General features: G+C 70.6%; 12 protein-coding genes and 1 pseudogene. 3 read left to right on the top strand and 10 right to left on the bottom strand.

Annotated elements, in window-relative coordinates; genetic code table 11:
• Nucleotides 1-500 precede the first annotated feature (500 nt).
• On the bottom strand, nucleotides 501-2,183 hold the full coding sequence (locus tag AC6CCG_RS19065) for a DUF4091 domain-containing protein (protein WP_496656168.1): 1,683 nt from the start codon (nucleotides 2,181-2,183) through the stop codon (nucleotides 501-503).
• Between the two features lie 108 nt (nucleotides 2,184-2,291).
• Here AC6CCG_RS19065 and AC6CCG_RS19060 point away from each other — a divergent pair, with 108 nt between their 5' ends.
• Nucleotides 2,292-3,080 (top strand): aldo/keto reductase, encoded by a 789-nt coding sequence (locus tag AC6CCG_RS19060; protein WP_496656167.1) that lies wholly within the window; start codon nucleotides 2,292-2,294, stop codon nucleotides 3,078-3,080.
• A gap of 86 nt (nucleotides 3,081-3,166) precedes the next feature.
• Here AC6CCG_RS19060 and AC6CCG_RS19055 read toward each other — a convergent pair whose 3' ends face one another.
• The 3 genes from AC6CCG_RS19055 to AC6CCG_RS19045 all read right to left on the bottom strand — a co-directional run bounded on the left by AC6CCG_RS19055 (nucleotide 3,167) and on the right by AC6CCG_RS19045 (nucleotide 6,554).
• Nucleotides 3,167-4,330 (bottom strand): mandelate racemase/muconate lactonizing enzyme family protein, encoded by a 1,164-nt coding sequence (locus AC6CCG_RS19055; protein WP_496656165.1) that lies wholly within the window; start codon nucleotides 4,328-4,330, stop codon nucleotides 3,167-3,169.
• Nucleotides 4,327-5,250 (bottom strand): dihydrodipicolinate synthase family protein, encoded by a 924-nt coding sequence (locus tag AC6CCG_RS19050; RefSeq protein WP_496656164.1) that lies wholly within the window; start codon nucleotides 5,248-5,250, stop codon nucleotides 4,327-4,329. Before AC6CCG_RS19050 ends, AC6CCG_RS19055 begins: the two co-directional genes overlap by 4 nt.
• A gap of 128 nt (nucleotides 5,251-5,378) precedes the next feature.
• Nucleotides 5,379-6,554 carry an enolase C-terminal domain-like protein gene (locus AC6CCG_RS19045; RefSeq protein ID WP_496656163.1) on the bottom strand — a complete coding sequence of 392 codons (1,176 nt, stop codon included), beginning with the start codon at nucleotides 6,552-6,554 and terminating at the stop codon, nucleotides 5,379-5,381.
• A gap of 13 nt (nucleotides 6,555-6,567) precedes the next feature.
• Here AC6CCG_RS19045 and AC6CCG_RS19040 point away from each other — a divergent pair, with 13 nt between their 5' ends.
• Together AC6CCG_RS19040 and thrS are read left to right on the top strand one after the other, a co-directional pair.
• The gene (locus tag AC6CCG_RS19040; protein ID WP_496656162.1) at nucleotides 6,568-7,593 is read left to right on the top strand and encodes a LacI family DNA-binding transcriptional regulator; all 1,026 of its coding nucleotides are present in this window, start codon (nucleotides 6,568-6,570) and stop codon (nucleotides 7,591-7,593) included.
• Nucleotides 7,594-7,782: 189 nt separating this feature from the next.
• The gene (thrS, locus tag AC6CCG_RS19035) at nucleotides 7,783-9,054 is read left to right on the top strand and encodes a threonine--tRNA ligase (RefSeq protein ID WP_496656161.1); all 1,272 of its coding nucleotides are present in this window, start codon (nucleotides 7,783-7,785) and stop codon (nucleotides 9,052-9,054) included.
• Here thrS and AC6CCG_RS19030 read toward each other — a convergent pair whose 3' ends face one another.
• From AC6CCG_RS19030 to AC6CCG_RS19005, 6 genes and pseudogenes are all read right to left on the bottom strand, one after another.
• Nucleotides 9,055-11,397, bottom strand: coding sequence for a S8 family peptidase (locus AC6CCG_RS19030; RefSeq protein WP_496656160.1), 2,343 nt, complete (start codon nucleotides 11,395-11,397; stop codon nucleotides 9,055-9,057).
• Nucleotides 11,398-11,418: 21 nt separating this feature from the next.
• The gene (locus tag AC6CCG_RS19025; protein ID WP_496656159.1) at nucleotides 11,419-13,800 is read right to left on the bottom strand and encodes a S8 family serine peptidase; all 2,382 of its coding nucleotides are present in this window, start codon (nucleotides 13,798-13,800) and stop codon (nucleotides 11,419-11,421) included.
• A 20-nt stretch (nucleotides 13,801-13,820) separates the two neighbouring features.
• A complete protein-coding gene (locus tag AC6CCG_RS19020; protein WP_496656158.1) occupies nucleotides 13,821-14,387 on the bottom strand; it encodes an NUDIX hydrolase in 567 nt (188 codons plus the stop codon).
• Between the two features lie 37 nt (nucleotides 14,388-14,424).
• Nucleotides 14,425-15,633 carry a polysaccharide lyase family 8 super-sandwich domain-containing protein gene (locus AC6CCG_RS19015; protein WP_496656296.1) on the bottom strand — a complete coding sequence of 403 codons (1,209 nt, stop codon included), beginning with the start codon at nucleotides 15,631-15,633 and terminating at the stop codon, nucleotides 14,425-14,427.
• Between the two features lie 96 nt (nucleotides 15,634-15,729).
• Nucleotides 15,730-16,860, bottom strand: a pseudogene (locus AC6CCG_RS19010) (hypothetical protein); the annotation flags it as partial.
• Entirely contained in the window at nucleotides 16,857-17,591 is a 735-nt protein-coding gene (locus AC6CCG_RS19005) for a heparin lyase I family protein (protein WP_496656157.1), read from the bottom strand. The pseudogene AC6CCG_RS19010 and the gene AC6CCG_RS19005, both read right to left, overlap by 4 nt.
• Nucleotides 17,592-17,628: the final 37 nt, after the last annotated feature.

The raw sequence follows: 17,628 nt of genomic DNA, 5'->3' as shown, positions 1-17,628 counted from the left end.
CTCACCGACACCCTCCCTGCGACCGGGACCGACCCAGCGTCCGCGTGGTGCCCGGCCGGACCACACACTCTGCCCGCCAGTCGCCATCTTCCAACCAGGTAAGGCGTATCCGTGCATGTCGCCACACCCACAGCCCAACCCGACCGATGGATCCAGGCCACCAATGATCTTGGCGACGTGGACTGGTGGTGGTCGGCACGCACGGGCTGTGCGGTCGGGCGGGCGGTCGCAAGAACTCCTCAACTCGAGCGCTGGAAAGCGCTGAAGCGCTTTATCGGTTGAGTTGAGGAGGAAAAACGACATGCACCCGGCCGCACACCTGCGAGATTCACTTCCGGACCGCGACACCCGCCCTGGATGGCGCGATCCCCGACCGCGCCAAGGGCAGCAGTAGGATCTTGCGACCCTCGCGACCGAACCCGATCGGTGGATCCAGGCCGAGCCTGTCGAAGCGTAGGCAGATCGGGCTTCCACCTCGACAAGCCAGTGCGCGGTTGACCCTAGCTTGCGCGGATCGCGGCGTTGATCCGTTCCCGGGTCTGCAGGAAGTGTTCCGGGTCGCGCGGGTAGTTCGAAAAGGTGACGCTGCCGTCCGGATCGATGATCGACAGCACGGCCTCCCGGCCGGCCCGGTCCCGGAGCAGCTGCATCGCCCGGTGATCATTCATCGCCTGCGCGGCGATCCGGTGCCGGGTGGACTCCCACACGGTGCGGTCCGGGCCCGGGTAGACGATGAACGGGTCACCGGCCGGGAAGGCGCCGCCGGAGGTCGTGTCGGTGAACGGGTTGAGCTTCACCCGCGAGTGCTGGCCGTTGTAGAAGTTGAAGCCCCAGTGCAGGAACCCGCCGGCGTCGGCGGCGAACAGCTGGTGGCCGAGCACCCGGTTCCGGGCGGCCGGCATGCCGATGAAGCGGTTCGCGACGATCTTGTTCTGGCTGACGCAGTAGTACACCCAGAGCCGCTCGACCTTCGCCTCCAGGAACGGTTCGACGTGGTTCGTCGCCACCACCGGGTTGGCCACCACACCGCTGGTGTAGAAGGCGTAGTCGCTCAACGCGTCGACGACCAGGCAGCCCTGCAACAGGTCGGCGACGACCTTCCGGGCCGCCTGGTACGACTCCAGTTGATCATGGTGCGGCTCGTCGGAGATGTGGAAGATGATCTTGGACGGATCCCAGTGCTCGCCCAGGTACGCCCGCAGCTGCGGCAGCAGCGCCTCCAGGAACCGGCGGTACTCCGGATCGGTCGCGGCCACGTCCCAGCCGAACAGCTGGGTCGGCTCGCCGTCCACCACGGCATCGATCGCCGGCGTCGCGTTGGCGCCCCACTGGGTGAACAGGTGGGACAGCTCCAGGTAGGCGATCCCGTGCTTGCGGAACAGGTCCAGCCAGCGGCCGAGCTTGTCGAAGCCGAACCGGTAGACGCCGCCGTCGCGAGCGATGTCGAGCAGCTGCACGGGGGTCCGCCGGAGGCCGATCGCCGTGTCCAGTGGCGGCGTCCAGAGCGGGGTGAGCAGGCCCGTGATGCCCATCCGGGCCGCACTGGCCACGAATTGATCAAGGGCGGCCCAGTGGCCCTCGTCGAAAGCCGTACCGCCGTAGTAGTCGACCAGGCAGTCGGCATGCAGCCACTGCGTGTTGACGAGGTCGAGCGCGGGCAGTTCCTGATTGATCACCGTCACCGGCACGGTCTCGGCGAACAGTTCCTCCTGGGTGCCGGCCCGCCGTGCGGTGATCGTCAGCTCCAGGTCCAGTTCCGCCACTCCGGCCGGGGCGTTCGCCGGATCCACCCGGACGTCGATCCAGACGCTGCGCCAGCAGCCGACGATCGGTTCCACCCGGCCGTCCGGCACCGGCCGCAGCACGTCCGGGGCCAGCGCCGGTTCGGTGATCAGGTAGTTGTCGTCATGATCGGGAAAGGCCGGCATCGGCGCCGGCACCAGGTCGACGGCGAAGATCGACGCGTGCTCCGCTGCCGTACCGGACAGCGTGAAGTCGACCGCGTGGCTGCCGACTCGCCCCTCGGGCGGCGGCTGGAACGCGACCTGCACCGAGTACGGCTCGCCGAGGAACACCGAGCCGCCGCCCCGCGGTCCACCGGTCTCGGCGTGCGGCCGCGGCTGGGCCGACGGAAGGACGGTCTCCAGCGAATCGGTCAGGACGAACTTCCAGGCGCGGGTCATGATCAGCTCCGTTGATGGGACGGCGAAGTCCCCCAACCCTAAGTGGGCATGTCCCACTCACTGGTCCCGGGGGCACCGGATCGTGGACGGGAGGGACAGACTGGGGCCATGACCACCGCCGACTACTCCCAGCCCACCGCCACACTGAGCAACGGGCCGACCATGCCACTGCTCGGATTCGGCACCTGGCAGATCCCCGACGCCGAGGCTCCGGCCGCGACGGCCGCCGCGTTGGAAGCCGGCTACCGGCACATCGACACCGCCACCGGGTACGGCAACGAGGCCGGCATCGGCCAGGCGCTGGCCGAGGCCGGGCTGCCCCGCGACTCGGTCTTCGTCACCACCAAGATGCCGCCCGACCATGTCGGCCGGGAACGGCAGACGCTCGAGGAGAGCCTGACCAAGCTCGGCCTGGACCGGGTCGACCTGTGGCTGGTCCACTGGCCGCCGAACAAGCAGGCCACCCCGGCCGCCTGGGAGCAGTTCATCGCCGCCCAGGCCGACGGGCTGGCCACCTCGATCGGTGTCAGCAACTACTCGCTGGACCAGATCGACGAGTTGATCAGCGCCACCGGCGTCGCCCCGGCGGTGAACCAGATCAAGTGGGGCCCGTCGCTCTACGATCCCGCGATCGCCGGCGGGCTGGCCGAGCGCGGCGTCCTGCTGGAGGGCTACAGCCCCTTCCGGGCTTCGAATCTGGACGATCCGACCCTGGTCGCCATCGCCGCCGATCATAACGCCACCACCGCCCAGGTGATCGTCGCCTGGCACGTCAAGCACGGCTTCGTGGTGATCCCGAAATCCACCCAGCCCGAGCGGATCATCGCCAACGCGGCCGGCGCCAAGATCGAACTCAGCGACGACGAGGTGGCCCGGATCGACGCCCTGGCCTCGTGATCAACCCAGTTCCCTGACCTTGTCGGAGGGACGAGCCGGTTCGGGCCTTGCCCTTCGACAGGCTCAGGGAGCGTGAGGGTCGAGGCTCAGGGCTGGACGGCGTGGCGTTGCACGAAGGTCTCGTCGATCTCGGGCATCGCCTGCGGGACGAGGACCGTACCGTCGGGCTCCAGGATCATCCGGCGCGCCACCACGCCCCGGCTCAGCTCGCTCTGCGCGACGTTGAACTCGACCCAGGGGGCGGCCGGCAGGGTGGCCAGCAGGCTCAGGCTGTAGGCGTGCAACAGATCCGTCAACCAGGAGTGGGTGACCACCTGGATGCCGCCCTGGACCGCCGGCTCGACCAGCTGCCGGGCCACTGTCAGGCCGCCGCAGCGGGACAGGTCCGGCTGCAGGTAGCTGAGTCCCCCGGTCTCGATCAGGCGGCCGAGTTCCCAGCGGGTGGCCTGCTGCTCGCCGGCCGCGAACGGCAGCGTCGGGTGGTCCCGGCGCAGCTCCGCGTACCGCTCGAACTCCTCGGGATGGACGATGTCCTCGACCCAGGTCGGCCGGTGGTCGGCGAGCAGGCCGAGCATCGCGCCCTCTTCCGCCGGGGTACGCAGACGAGGTCGGCCGCCGTCGTCGAGATACCAGCCCGGATCGACCATCAGCGCGACGTCGCCGAGCGCCTCGGTGATCGCGGTGAGGATCTCGCCGTCCCGGACCGCGTCCACGCCGAAGCCGCCCCAGCCGAACTTCACCCCGCGGAAGCCGCGCTCGCGGTAGGCCCGGGCCGCCTCGGCGTTCCCCTCCGGCGTGCCGCGGAACAGGGTCGAGGCGTAGGCCGGGATCCGGTCCCGGCGGCGGCCGCCGAGCAGGTCGGCCAGGGCGACGCCGTCCTGCTCGGCCCGCAGCGCCCAGAGGCAGTTGTCGATGGCGGACAGGGCCTGCATCGCGACGCCGCGGCGGCCGTAGTAGACCGAGCCGATGTAGAGCTCGTCCCAGAGCTCGGCCGGGTCCTCGAACTCGCGGCCGACCAGCAGTTCCTCGAGGGTACGGAAGCCCATGGCCCCCATCCCGTCGCCGCGGACCACCCGCGCCGCGACCGGCGCCAGCGTCTCCACGTCGGCCCAGGCCTGGCCGCCGTCGGTGGTGCGGACCCGGATCAGCAGCAGCCAGTCGCCCTGGTCGGTCGCCTCGGTGCCGGTGGCACCGGACCCGTACCGTTCGGTGCCGCGGAGCAGGAACGGCGTGACGTCGCGGAGCTTCACCGGCCCGCCTCGACCACGGCGCGCAGCCGGTCGACCAGCCGGTCCACCTCGGCCAGGGTGTCCTCGTCGCCGATCGCGCCGACCGGGCCGCGCATCCGGGCCGACGGCAGCACGCCCTGCCGGACCAGGTTGTGCTTCTCCACCGAGACGAACGTGTCCAGGCTGGACTGGTGGGTGATCACCATGGCCAGCGGCCCGCCGATCTCGTACGCCCGGTCGTAGTCGCCCGCGGTCAGCGCCCGCCACAGCGGGACCATGGCCCAGACCAGGTCGCCCGCCGGCATGGTGCCGATCGCGCCGCGGCGGAAGCTGTCGATCAGGTGCAGCCCGCCGGTGCCCTCGAAGATCCGGGCGCCGCCGTCGGTCGCCTTGCGCAGCGCGGACACCTTCGGCCCGATCGGCGGCGACTCCGGCTTGAACAGAGCCAGGTCGCCGAGCTCCCAGAACAGCCGGGCCTGCAGCTCGATGGACAGCGAGCGCCCGACGTAGCCGGAGGCGTCCTGGACCACGACGGGCAGCCCGGACGACTCCGCGATCGTCGCGAAGTAGCCGAACAACTCGTCGTCCCCGACCGCGGTGAGCGCCGGCGGCACCGCCATCACCGCATCGGCGCCGGCCCGGGCCGCGTGCTTGGCGTGCCGGACCGCCGTGTGGGTCGACTCGGCGCCCACGCTGACGATCACCGGGCCGCGCCCGTCGGCCGCCTCGCAGGTCAGGCTCGCCAGCCGGTCCCGTTCGTCGGCGGTCAGCCGCAGCACCTCGGAGACCATGCCGGTGACGACACCGTCCGTACCCTCGGCGAACAGCCAGTCCAGCTGCCGCCGATGCGCCGCCGCGTCGATCTCGTCGGCGTCGTCGAACGGCGTCTGGACGACGCTGATCACCCCGCCGAGCCCGGCCGGCTCTGTCCGCTCGGTCATCCGCCCCGTCCTTCCGCAGACCTTGCGCTCACTTCGATATACCGAAGATTATTACAACAATCGGAGGATAGTGAGCAAGGGTGGGGGCGTTCTGGCTCAACTGTTGGGAAACGCGCTCCGGATCGCGGTCAGCGATCGCGCAGCCGGTCCAGCACCGGCACCAGCGAGGACTTCTGCTCCAGGCCGATCCCCGGCACGTCCGGCAGGGTGACGTAGCCGTCGACGACCTGGTCGGCGTCGGCGAAGCCGCCGAACGGCTCGAAGATCCCCGGGTACGACTCCGCGCCGGCCAGCCCACAGGCCGCGGCGATCGCCAGGTTGAACTGGTGTCCCCCGTGCGGCACGCAGCGGGACGGCGACCAGCCGTGCTCCGTGAGCGCGACCAGGGTCCGGTCGTACTCGGTGAAGCCGTAGCTCAGCGCCGAGTCCATCTGCAGCACGTCCCGGTCCGGGCGCAGGCCGCCGTAGCGGACCAGGTTGACCGCCTCCTGCCGCGCCAGCAGGTTCTCCCCCGTCGCCAGCGGTCCGGGGTAGACCTCGGCCACCTGGCTGAGCGCCTGGTAGTCGAGCGGGTCCACCGGCTCCTCGTACCAGCGCAGCGGCAGATCCCGCAGCGCCTCGGCGTAACTGATCGCGATGGCCGCGTCGAACCGCCCGTTCGCGTCCACGGCGAGGTCGGCGCCGGTCGGCAGCATGGCCAGCACGGCCTCGATCCGGGCCAGGTCCTCCGTCAGCGGCGCGCCGCCGATCTTGAGCTTCACGGTCCGGTAGCCCAGCTCCAGGTACCCGCGCAGCTCGTCCAGCAGCGCCGGCGTGCCGCGGTCGGGGTAGTAGTAGCCGCCGGCCGCGTAGACCCAGACCCGGTCCACCGGCGTGCCGGTCCCGGACGCGGCACGTTCGGCCATCAGCTGCTGCACCGGGCGGCCGGCCAGCTTCGCCGCCAGGTCCCAGGCGGCCATGTCGAGGATGCCGACGGCGACGGCCCGGTCACCGTGTCCGCCCGGCTTCTCGTTGATCATGGCGGCCCGCCAGATCAGGGCCGGATCGAGGTGCCCGGTGTCGGGGTCGATCAGGCTGTCCGGCGGCGCGCCGAGCACCCGCGGGATGATCCGGTGGTCGAGGATGCCCGGCTGGGCGTAGCGGCCGTTGGAGTTGAAGCCGAAACCGATCACCGGCTCGCCGTCCCGGACCTGGTCGGTGATGATCGCCAGCACGCTGACGTCCATGCTGGCGAAGCTGATGTACGCGTTCGCCATCTCCGATTGGATGGGTACGGTGAGGTGGCGGATGTCGAGGATTCGCACGGAAGGAATCTAGATGATGAGCGAACGGCGGAAGGCGCCGACCAGCGTGGACATCGCGCGGGCCGCCGGGATCTCTCAGGCCACCGTGTCCCGGGCGCTGAACGGCGGTGTCGTCTCCGAGGAGACCCGGGCCCGGATCCTGGAGATCAGCAAGTCCCTCGGCTATTCGCCGAACGCGGTCGCCCGCGGCCTGGTGACCAGCCGCACCGGACTGGTCGGCGTGGTCGTCTCCGACATCACCAATCCCTTCTATCCCGAGTTCCTGGAGGAGATCGGGCGGACGCTGGCCGACCGGGGCCAGCAGATGCTGCTGCAGAACGGGCACGCCGGTGATCAACAGGAGGCGGTGGAGCTGCTGCTGCAGCAACGGGTGGACGGGATCATCCTGACCGCCGCGACGGCAACGCTCGGCATCCTGCACGACCTGGTCCGGCGCCGCTTCCCGTTGGTGCTGGCGAACCGTACCGTCGAGCTGGCCTGTGATTCGGTCGAGGGCGACAACGCGGCCGGGGCGGCGGCCGTCGTCGATCATCTGCACCGGCTCGGTCACCGGCGGTTCGCCATGATCGAGGGCACGGCCGGGACGAGCACCGCGACCCAGCGCACCGCGGGCTTCCTGGGCCGGCTCGCCGATCATGGAATCGAGCTCAAGGACGAGTTCCGGATCCGGACCGATTTCCGTTACGAGCAGGGCTTCGCCGGCACCGAACGGTTGCTGGACCGGCGCTATCCCCCGTCCGCGATCTTCTGTCACAACGACCTGCTCGCCTTCGCCGCGCTGAACGCGATCAAGGAACGCGGCCTGCGGGTGCCGGACGACATCTCGGTGGTCGGGTTCGACAACACGCTGCAGTCGGGCTGGAAATCGATCGACCTGACCACCGTCGACCAGCCGCTGGCGGCGATGGCGGCCCGTTCGGTCGAGCTGCTCGGCGACCGGCTGGCCGAGCCGGAGCTGCCGCCGCGCCGCGAGGTGTTCCCGGCCGAGTTGATCATCCGCGGCTCCACCGGCCGGCGCCGGCCCCGGCCGCGCTCCTGACGGATTCCTTGTTGCGGAGGACTTTCCGCGCGAGTACGGTGAGCGCCATGGATCAGCGGTCACTGCACACCACGACGCCGGACGACCTCCGGCGCGCTCGCTGACCTCTTCAGCATCGAAGCCCCGGAGCTTGCTCCGGGGCTTTTCTCGTGCCCGGGCGGCTCCTCCCGAACTCCAAGGAGCATGATCATGATCGACCAGGACAGACCGGCCGCCCGCGACCATCGCGAGATCGGCCGTGCGATGGGCGTGTTCGCGGGCCATCCCGACGTCGGTGCCGGCCTGCCGCTCTGGCTGCCGGCCGGCGCAGTGATTCGCCACGAGCTGGAGAAGTTCGCCCGCGAGGTGGCGCTGGCCTCCGGGTGCCAGCCGGTGTATTCGCCGGTGCTCGGCAAGCAGGCCCTGTTCGAACGGTCCGGGCACTGGGAGAAATTCAGCCAGGACATGTTCCCGCCGATGCCGGTCGGTGGTGATCACCTGGTGCTGCGGCCGGCCAACTGCCCGCACCACGCGATGATCTTCGCGGCGCAGCAGCACAGCTACCGGGAACTGCCGGTGCGCTACAACGAGCTGGCTCCGATGTTCCGGTCCGAGCCGTCCGGGTCGCTGAGCGGCCTGAGCCGGGTCCGCCAGATCGATCTCGACGACACCCACGTGTTCTGCCGGCCGGACCAGTTGCGGGACGAGGTGGAGTTGGCCCTGAACGCCCTGCTGGACGCGTTCGCGGTGCTCGGCATCGAGGTCGAGTATCTCCGGCTGTCCTGCCGCGACGACGGGGCCGGCTACCTCGGGTCGGCGGAACAGTGGCGGCAGGCCGAGGCCGAGCTGCGGTCGCTGCTGGCCGGTGATGATCATGGTCCGGCGGGTCGCCGGCGCGGGCTGGAGTGGCGTGAAGCGGCCGGCGAGGCGGCGTTCTACGGTCCGAAGATCGACGTCCAGGTGCGTGATGCGGCCGGCCGGGAGGAGTCCCTTGCGACCGTACAGCTGGACTTCAACCAGCCGGAGCGGTTCGACCTGAACTACGTCGGCGAGGACGGCGCTGACCATCGGGTGCTGATGATCCACCGCGGGATCATCGGCTCCATGGAACGGATGGCGGCGTTCCTGCTCGAGGCGTACGACGGCAGGCTGCCGGTCTGGCTGGCCCCGGTGCAGCTCTGCCTGCTCCCGGTCGGCGAGGCGCACCGTGCGGCCGCGGACGACGCGGCCCGGCTGCTCGGTGCCGCCGGGGTTCGGGTCCGGCTGGAGCCGGACGGCAGCGTGGGGCGCCGGATCCAGGACTCCCGGTCCCGGCGGGACGCGCTGATCGGCGTGATCGGCGACAGTGAGGCCGGTGCCGGCGAGCTCACCGTGGACGACCCCTCGTCGGGCCGCCGGGCCCGGCTCAAGATCGCCCGGCTGGCCGAGTTGATCATGGACGCCGTGGATCGACGGGATCGGCGGGTCGACCTCGACGCGTGATCAACGCGGCCGGACGGCGACTTCGTCGACCTTCTCGGCCAGGGTCCGTTCGCCCTCGCCGTTCGGTTTCGCCAGGACGATCGCGTACTTGAACGGCAGGGTCGGGCCCGGGATGCCGCGGGCCCTGATCTGCTCGCCGTTCCGCAGCGGCCAGATGCCCGAGGCCGTGCAGTCGAGATCCTTCCAGGGCAGGTCGACCGGTTCGCGGCTCGGCTTGAACTCGCCGATCGGCAGCCGACCTGTCACCGGAACCTGGTCCTGGCCGGGCTTCAGGCAGGCGGGCCTCCGCTGCATCGACTGGTAGCCGAGCCAGCCGAGGTGCAGGAACTTGTCGCCGTCGAAGTGCGCCAGCGTCGCGGTCGCGCAGAAGGTGTCGTCGTACCAGAGCCACTTCGTCCAGGGCTTGCCGGACGACCGGGTCTTCTCGACGTCGATCACGCGCGGACACGACTGCGGACTCGATGCGACGACGAACCGGCCCGAGGCCGAGGCCTCCACCGTGGTGTACGCCAGCCCGCCGCCGTCCAGTTGGACCGCGGTGCTGTCCGGCCAGACTCCGTACAGGCTGTTCGCGTACTCGCCCTGAGCCAGCGTCACCAGTGCCACGTCGCCTGCGGCGCCGACGAGCCGGGGTGCGTCCATGCCGCCGGCCGGCAGCTTCGGCGCGAAGGTGCTCCCGGTCCAGTCGGCCGTCAGCGGGTCGTACCGGGCGATCTTGAAGCCGCCACGGGCCTGGGCGGTGAGCACCTGGTTCTTCGTGTTGAACGCCACGCCGTGGCACGCGCACTCGACCGACTGCTGCCGGCCCGTGTAGGCGTCCACCACGGTCAGCGACGTGCCGTCGGCGGCGGCGAACCAGGCGCCGTCGGCACTGAACGCGAACGCCGGCTGATCCCCCGTGCCCAGCTTCTGCACGGTGACCTTCTTGCCGTCTTCCAAGATCAATTCGACCTTGCCACCGGTCCGGGTCGCGGCGACGATCGCCGGCTGCTCCGGCTTCGGCTGCGGCCGATGATCATCGAGATACTTCGCAGCGGCCAGGATGTCCAGCCGGCCGTAGCCGTACTTGTCGTTGCGGTGCCCCGCCTCGAGGTCGAGATCGTCCCGGTTCGCGGTCATGATCAAGGCATTCCGGACGTCCGCCGGGGCTGCCTCGGGATGCCGGGCCACCAGAATGGCCGCGGCGGCGGCCACCATCGGCTCCGCGAAGGAGGTGCCGATGCCCTTGCAGAGCGTTCGCGGACGGGCCGGATCGTTGATGCACGTCGAGAGCGTCTTGTCGTCGGGCCAGAAGGCTTCGTGGATGTCCCCGGCCGGCGCCACCAGCTGGACGGTCCGGTTGGCCGACGAATACGCGGCCTTCTTTCCCTTCGACGTGGCACCGACCCCGAGCACCGTCGGCTGATCGGCCTGCGCCATCACGTCGTCGCGCCGGCGGCAGTACTCGTCTCGCTCCGCCCCGGACTTCCGGCCGCAGTTCCCGACCGCGGCAATGGCGACCACGCCGTTCAACTCGGCGTACTCGTAGGCCGCGGTCAGCGTCGACGAAGGCTCGACCTGGGTCGCCGAGACGCTGAGCACCTGGGCGCCGTTATCGACCGACCAGATGATCTCGTCGGCGATCCCGGGCTGGTTGATGCCCTCGGCCACACCCCAGTTCCCGCCGTCGCGCCAGTACTGGGCGTCCAGCAGTTTCACGTTCGGCGCGATGCCGGTGATGCCCACCCCGTCCGCCGCGGCGGCCACGATTCCGGCGCTGAACGTGCCGTGATCTCGGCTGCGGTCCGTGCCGAGGACCGTGTCCCTGGTCGCGATCACGCGGCCGGCCAGTTCGGGGTGGGTCGCGTCGACGCCCGCGTCGACCATGGCCACCCGGATCTCCGGCCCGTCCTGCGGCCACAGCTCCAGCAGGCGATCACCCCCGAGCGAGTCCCGGGACTGTTGTTCGAACTGCCGGCCTTCGCCGGTCTCGAGATCGTCGAACGGCGGCGTCGCGGCCTGGGCCGGGTCCGCTGCGACGACGTCGGGCTGTTTCCGCAGTTCCGCCAGCTTCGCCTCGAGCTCGGCCGCTTCGACCAGGACGGTTTCCGGGACCAGGCAGTGGCCGCGGAGCTTGATCACGCTGAGCTGGACGTCGCCGGCGCCGGACGGCTTGGCCGGCGGGAGCTTGGAGCAGGCCGGGTCGGGGCGCGCCTGTTCGATCAACTCGTGATTGACCGGCGGCTCCAACCGGTCCGGTTGGGCGGTCGGTTGATCATCGAGAAAACCGACCACCGCGATCACGGCGACGACGACGATCACGACACCGAGCGCGATCGCTCCGATCAACCAGGGACGCTTCACGTCGGGTCAGTCTGCCAGGAATCAGCGGGGCCGGATGATCAGGTCCTCGGCCTGGTCGGCGATCGTCTCGTCCGCCTTGCCGCCGGGACGGACCCGGACCAGCTTGTAGTGGTACGGCGAGCGGTCCAGCGACGGCATCAACGGACCGGCCTTGAGCTGCAACTGCTCGCCGTTGGTCAGGTGCCAGACACCCGCCGTGCCGCAGGTCAGCTTCGACCAGGGTTCCTCGGTGTAGGCGTCCGACGCCTTGAACTCGCCGATCTCGAGGCTGGAACCGACGCCTTCGGTCGACGGGTCGCTGGAGTCGGACTCGGGGCAGGTGTCCCGGACCCCGTCGTGGGCGGCGATCCAGGCCGCGTGCAGCACGTCGCCCTCGAAGTGCAGCGAGGTCGGCCAGCAGGACAGCGCCGCCGACGGCGTCACCCATTTCGCGTACGGCTTCCCGCCGGCCTTCGACTTCGCCAGGTCGATCAGCCGGTACTGACGCGGGTCGGCCCAGCAGGTCTTGGTGCCCGTCGCCACCACGTAGCGGCCGTCCGGTGACGCGGCCACCCGGCCGATGCCCTCCTCGGTGTTGTGCAGCCTCACCACGGTGCTGTCCGGCCAGACCCCGACCAGTTCGTCCAGGTTCACCTGCTGAGGTCCGACGGTGAGCAGGGCGACATCGCCGGCGGCGCCGACCACCTTCGCGGCCCCGGTCTCGCTCGGATAGAGCTCGGGGGCGTAGGTGGTGCCGGTCCAGTCGGCGGTCAGCGGGTCGTACTGGGCGACCTTGACCTTGCCGCCGCCGACCTGCGCGGTGAGCACCTGGTTCCTGCCGTTGAACGCGACTCCGCCGCACTCGCACTCGGTCGACTGCTGCCGTCCGGTGTACGCGTCGACGACGGTCAGCACCTTGCCGTCGCTGGCGGCGAACCAGGCACCGTCGGCACTGAACGCCATCGACGGGACGGCGCCTTCCGGATCGAGTTTCTGCACCTCGAGCGTCTCGCCGTCGTCCAAGATCAATTCGGTACGGTGAGCGATGGACTCGGTCCCGGTGACCTGGGCGGCGGCGATCACCGGCTGCTCGGGCAGCGGCTCCGGCGGATGATCATCGAGATACTTCGCGGCGGCGATCACGTTGAGCCTGCCGTAGCCGTACTCGTCGTTGCGATTGCCGCGTTCGCTCTCGATCGGGTCGGCGGTCATGATCAACGCCTGCCGCAGGTCCGCCGGCCGGGCTTCCGGATGCCGGGCCAGCAGGATCGCCACGGCCCCGGTGACGAACGGCGCCGCGAACGAGGTCCCGTCGTTCGTGCACAGGGTGCGCGGCCCGGCGATCCGGCTGACGCAGGTGGACAGCACGTCCTGGCCAGGAGCCATGATCATCACGGTCCGGTTCGCCGAGGAGAAGTCGGCCCGGTCGCCGTCGTCGGTCAGGGCGCCGACACCGAGGACGGTCGGTTGATCGGCCTGGCCGGCGACCTCGTCCGGACGGTCGCAGTGCTTCCGGTCGTACTCACGCTCCCACGGCAGCGAGATCCGGCGGCCGGTGCCGCCGCAGTTGCCGACCGCGGGCACCAGCACGACCCGGCTCAGTTCCGCGTAGGCGTAGGCCGCCCGCAGCAGGGACGTGTCGCTGCTGCCGGCGGACAGATTGATCACCCGAGCGCCCTGGTCGACGGCCCAGATGATCTCGTCGTGGATCCCCTCCTCACCGACCGACTCGCCGTCACGCCAGTACTGGGCGTCGAGCAGCTTCGCCTCGGGCGCCAGGCCGGTGATCCCGGTGCCGTCGTCGGCGGCCGCGATGATGCCGGCCACCTCGGTGCCGTGGGACTCGTAGGCGTCGCTGCCGAGTTCGGTGTCCTTGACCGCGATCACCCGGTCGCCGAACTCGGCCTGCTCCGGGTCAAGGCCGCTGTCGACGACGCCGATCTTGAGTTCCGGCGCATCGTCCGGCCACAACGCCCGCAGCGCTGCCGCGCCGCCCAGTGCGTCCAGTCCCCACTGCTTCGCCTCGGTGCCGTCCGTCGCCGGGTACGGGTCGCGCGGCGATTCGGGCGGCTGCGGCTGTTCGGCCCGGTCCGCGGCGACGACGTCCCGCTCCTTCCGCAGCGCTTCGAGCCTCGCCCCGACCTCGGTCTCGGCGACCAGCACCGTCTGGGAGATCAGGCAGTGGCCGAGCAGCCGGATCACGCCGAGCTTGATCGCACCGGTACCGGTCGGCTTCGGCCGGGCCACCTTCGTACAACCGGGGTCGGGTCGGGCCTGCTCGATCAGTTCCTGCTTGACCGGCAACTCCGGCCGATCGGGTTGCGCCGACGGTTGTCCGCCAGCGCCGCCGAGGACGGCGATCACGGCGACGACGATGATCACCACGCCGAGTGCGACCGCTCCGATCAGCCAAGGACGCTTCACGTCCGGTCAGTCTGCCATGCTCAGCCGTCGCCCGAGGGGATGATCCCGGTGTACATGGCAAGCCGTACCACGTCGGCATGGTACGGATCGTGCACCTCCAGGTACTCGATCGCACGCTCGGCCGGAAGCGTGTGCACGCCCGTGATCTGCTCCGCGTCCGGTGGGCTGGTCGGTTCCGCGACGATCGTGGCGGGGACGTGAGCGTAGGCCCAGTAGCCGACCGGGTGCGCGAAATGATCGCGGTACGGGGCGGGGTCGTCGCTGACCGCGACGTGCGCGCCGAAGACGACGGGCGGCGCATCCAGCCGGAGCCCGGCCTCCTCCATCGCCTCCCGATGGGCCAGCTCGTCGACCGACTCCCCCGGCTCGCGACGGCCGCCGGGCAGGAACCGCCAGCCCTCGACGCTCTCGCAGACGACGACCTCTCCCTCGCTGGTCACGGCGAGCAGATGGAGCCGGTTGATCGCCTCCTCCGGCACCGGGTCGACGGTGAAGGTGATCTCGCAGTTGGCGTAGTCGATCCGGCTCGGCAGGAACAGCCGCGGCAGCCGGGCCGCCAGCTCGGTCGGTCCAGGTGACACGCTCATGGCCCGATGCTTTCACGGCGGCTGCCGCGGAGCCCGATCAGGGCAGCCGGACCTGGATCCGCTGGGTCGCGCCGGCGGCGTCGGCCAGCGGCGAGAACTCGATCACCAGCCGGTCGCCGGTGGTGATCTTGGTGACCGTGTCCGGCCGGCTGACCACTGCGGCGACCGGCCGGTCCCAGGTGATCGTCAGACCGGTGCCGGAACGGGTCGGGTCCGCGACACAGATCACGGCCGTCCGGTCGTCGTCGCGTCGGACCAGTACCGACGCCGGGCCGGACGAGACGAGGGTGCCGACCCGGCCCGGCGCCCAGAAGTTCGCCGCCAGCAGGCCGAGATGATCGACCTCGATGCCCTGGGCGGTGGCCGAGTTCGCGGTGATCTTGATCCGGCCGCGCTGCGCCGGGGCGGCCAGTTCGGCGGTGCGCTCCGCGGTCGCCCCGGGCAGGACCACGTACGCGTAGTCGGCCGCGGCCGGGTCGACCCCATGATCGACGTACAGGGCGAGGTAGCGGCGGGTGATCGCGTCGGTCGGCCCGCCGTTGTTGATGTCGCGCCAACGGCCGGTCCGCCGCTGGTCGAGCGCCGTGACCCGGATCGGCGCCGGGAACAGATAGCCGGCGTGGCCCTCGAGATGGGCCCAGTGCGGCCGGCGGAGCCGGACCGGCACACCGTCCGAGAGCGCCAGGGGTCCTCCGTCGACGACCAGCCCGGCCGCGTCCTCACCGAGCTGGCGGTTCTCGATCACCGAGTCGACCTCGTGGCCGTCGCCGGCCTCGATGCCGGCGCCGAGACAGACGATGCCCTCGTCGATGCTGAACCAGGACTTCCGGGCCCGCAACGTCGACTGGAGTCCGCGCAGGTCCTGGCCCGCCGCCCCGAACTCGCCGTCGGTGCAGCCGCCGGCCCAGGCGCTGTCCGGCTTGGCGGCACCCCAGTCCCCGCCGGCCCCGTTCGGCAGCGGCTTCAGCGAAGTGGTCGTCCCGGCCAGCCGGTACGGGTCGACGGTCGGCCAGAACGCGTCGGAGAACTGGCCGATCGTCTCGTCGGTCCACCACTGCAGCCAGCCCGACCCGGTGTGCCACCCGTGCAGGTTCTCGCCGTTGCCGACCTCGTAGTACGCGATCCGGCGGGACGCCATCGAGATCGCCGCCGCCCAGCCCGGCCGGCGGTGCGTCACCCGGTCCATGCTGCCGAAGACGCGGTGCTCGACCGGCTCCGGCGACGGCCGCACCGTCGCGTCGTCCATGATCGCCTTGAGATTGCTCAGCCGGACCAGCGACTGCCGCGGGTCGGCCAGCGGCGGATCGACGTGGTTGCGGGCCAGCCAGCCCTTGATCATGGACCGCCACCGGGCGGCCCGGTCCGCGTCGACCCCCTTGGCGATCACGGCGATCGCGCCGAGCACCGGGGTGCCACGCCGGAACTCGCTGCTGCCGCTGCGGCTGATCCCGCGGCCGGACACGTTGTCCATCATCAGGCCGTTGACGATGAACGGCGCCGTCGCCGTGTCGATCGTGTCCAGGAAGAGTTCGCGGTTCGGATCGGTGAGCTCCCACGCCGACCCGGCCAGCAGCGAGAACGCCCAGCCGAGTCCGTCGATCAGGACGGCACCGTAGCCGCCGATGTACGGAACGGTGGTGTGCTGGATGAACGAGCCGTCGGCGTAATAGCCGTCCCCCGTCGTCACGTACGGGAACACCGGCGAGAGCGCGTCGCGGCCGAGCGCCATCCGCGCCTCGTTCCCGCTGAGCAGGGCGCCGCCGATGATCGCCCGGCACAGGTCGACCCGGTTGGCCCCGGTGCTGGTCCCGGTGTAGTTCGCGACCGCCGAGTCGGGGACGAAGTGCTCGATCGCCGCGGCGTACCGGGCGCGTTGATCAGCGGTCAGCTAGTCGAAGATCAACAACGCGGTGGTTGCGAGCCGTTGCGGCGAACCGATCTGGAAGTCCCACCAGTTGCCGAACCGCGGTCGGCCGGCGCCGTAGACCTCCGCGTCGAGCTGGTCCAGCCCGGTGCGGATCCGGTCCAGCACCGCCGCGTCGCCGGTCATCGCGGTGCCCGGCCGGACGTAGGCCTCGGCCAGGGTGAGCAGTCGCGTGTACGAGGTCGAGATGCGCGCCGAATAGCCGTACGACTCCTGGTCGGTGTCGGGCTCCGGGTCGGCGTAGTCGAGGTCGGGCCACAGTGCGCCGGGCCGCGGGGCGAAGTCCGCGGCATAGCGGGAGGCGGTGCTGATCATGGTCGCCAGTGCGGACGCGAAGGGTTCGGCCGAGGCGTCGAAGGGCGGCCCGAGATGGAGCGTACGACCGCGCTCCCGCAGCCCCTCGAACCCGGTCTCGGCGCGCGCCGTGGTCGGGGCCAGCGGCCGGGCGGCCAGCCAGATGGTGCCGGCGAGGCCGGTACCGCCGACGGCCAGCAGCCGGCGCCGGGACCAGTGGTGCGCCGGGCCGTCCCCGGGAATGTCGTTGATCATGAGACAGCTCCTCGATCGGTGCCGAGCCTGGGATCGTCCACCCAGACGTGCGATGCGGTGTCGGCGATGGTGGCCCCGTAGGTGCCCCAGCGTGGCTTGTTGCCCAGGTCGTCCCAGGTACGGATCCCGGACCGGGCCGCGATCCGGCTCCCGTTGAGGAACACCTCGACGGACCCTGTGCTGCCGGAGCTGGTGCTGAGGCCGACCTGGATCGCGTTCCAGGTCCCGGGGGTCCAGGCGGCGCTGCCGATCGCGATCCACGTCTCCCCCGGCGCGACGTACCAAACCTTGAGCCGGTCGTCCTCCACCTTCATGATCACCGGATAGTTCTGCTGATGTTGATCACCGGTGCCGTTGGACTTCCACTGGAACACGGTCTGCGCGTTGCCGGTCCTGGTGTTCAGCTCCCAGCCGAACCACAGCGTCCGGTTGTTGCCGAGCAGGGATTCGTCGTTGATGCTGTGCAGCTCGCAGCGGTCGCTGCCGGCGGGCTTGTGCACCGAGAAGATCGCGCCGTGCCCGTCGTTCCAGTCGGTGACCGAGGCGTGGCCGCCGTCGCAGAGCACGGCGGCGAAGACGTCGAATCCCTTGCTGGCGTTGCCGTCCCAGAGGATCGCCGCAACGGCGGTTCGGGTGGATCCCGCGGTGATCACGACGGTGATCAGGAAGGCGGCCAGCACCGTCCGGCCGATTCGGGGTCGGTGTGGGCGCAGGGCTGACGTCGGTGTCATGGCTGTCCTCCGGCTCGTGGGTCAGCGTTGCCGACTT

It is taken from the genome of Microlunatus sp. YIM B11417 (genome assembly GCF_059617205.1).
Note: the sequence above shows the minus strand (reverse complement) of the source record. Positions and strands in the feature narration are given on the sequence as shown.

What these genes read in the sequence shown, in the direction of transcription:
- AC6CCG_RS19005 (WP_496656157.1), bottom strand. Translation starts at nt 17,591, where the DNA reads ATGACACCGACGTCAGCCCTGCGCCCACACCGACCCCGAATCGGCCGG.
- AC6CCG_RS19050 (WP_496656164.1), bottom strand. Translation starts at nt 5,250, where the DNA reads ATGACCGAGCGGACAGAGCCGGCCGGGCTCGGCGGGGTGATCAGCGTC.
- thrS (WP_496656161.1), top strand. Translation starts at nt 7,783, where the DNA reads ATGATCGACCAGGACAGACCGGCCGCCCGCGACCATCGCGAGATCGGC.
- AC6CCG_RS19060 (WP_496656167.1), top strand. Translation starts at nt 2,292, where the DNA reads ATGACCACCGCCGACTACTCCCAGCCCACCGCCACACTGAGCAACGGG.
- AC6CCG_RS19020 (WP_496656158.1), bottom strand. Translation starts at nt 14,387, where the DNA reads ATGAGCGTGTCACCTGGACCGACCGAGCTGGCGGCCCGGCTGCCGCGG.
- AC6CCG_RS19065 (WP_496656168.1), bottom strand. Translation starts at nt 2,183, where the DNA reads ATGACCCGCGCCTGGAAGTTCGTCCTGACCGATTCGCTGGAGACCGTC.
- AC6CCG_RS19015 (WP_496656296.1), bottom strand. Translation starts at nt 15,633, where the DNA reads ATGGACGACGCGACGGTGCGGCCGTCGCCGGAGCCGGTCGAGCACCGC.
- AC6CCG_RS19040 (WP_496656162.1), top strand. Translation starts at nt 6,568, where the DNA reads ATGATGAGCGAACGGCGGAAGGCGCCGACCAGCGTGGACATCGCGCGG.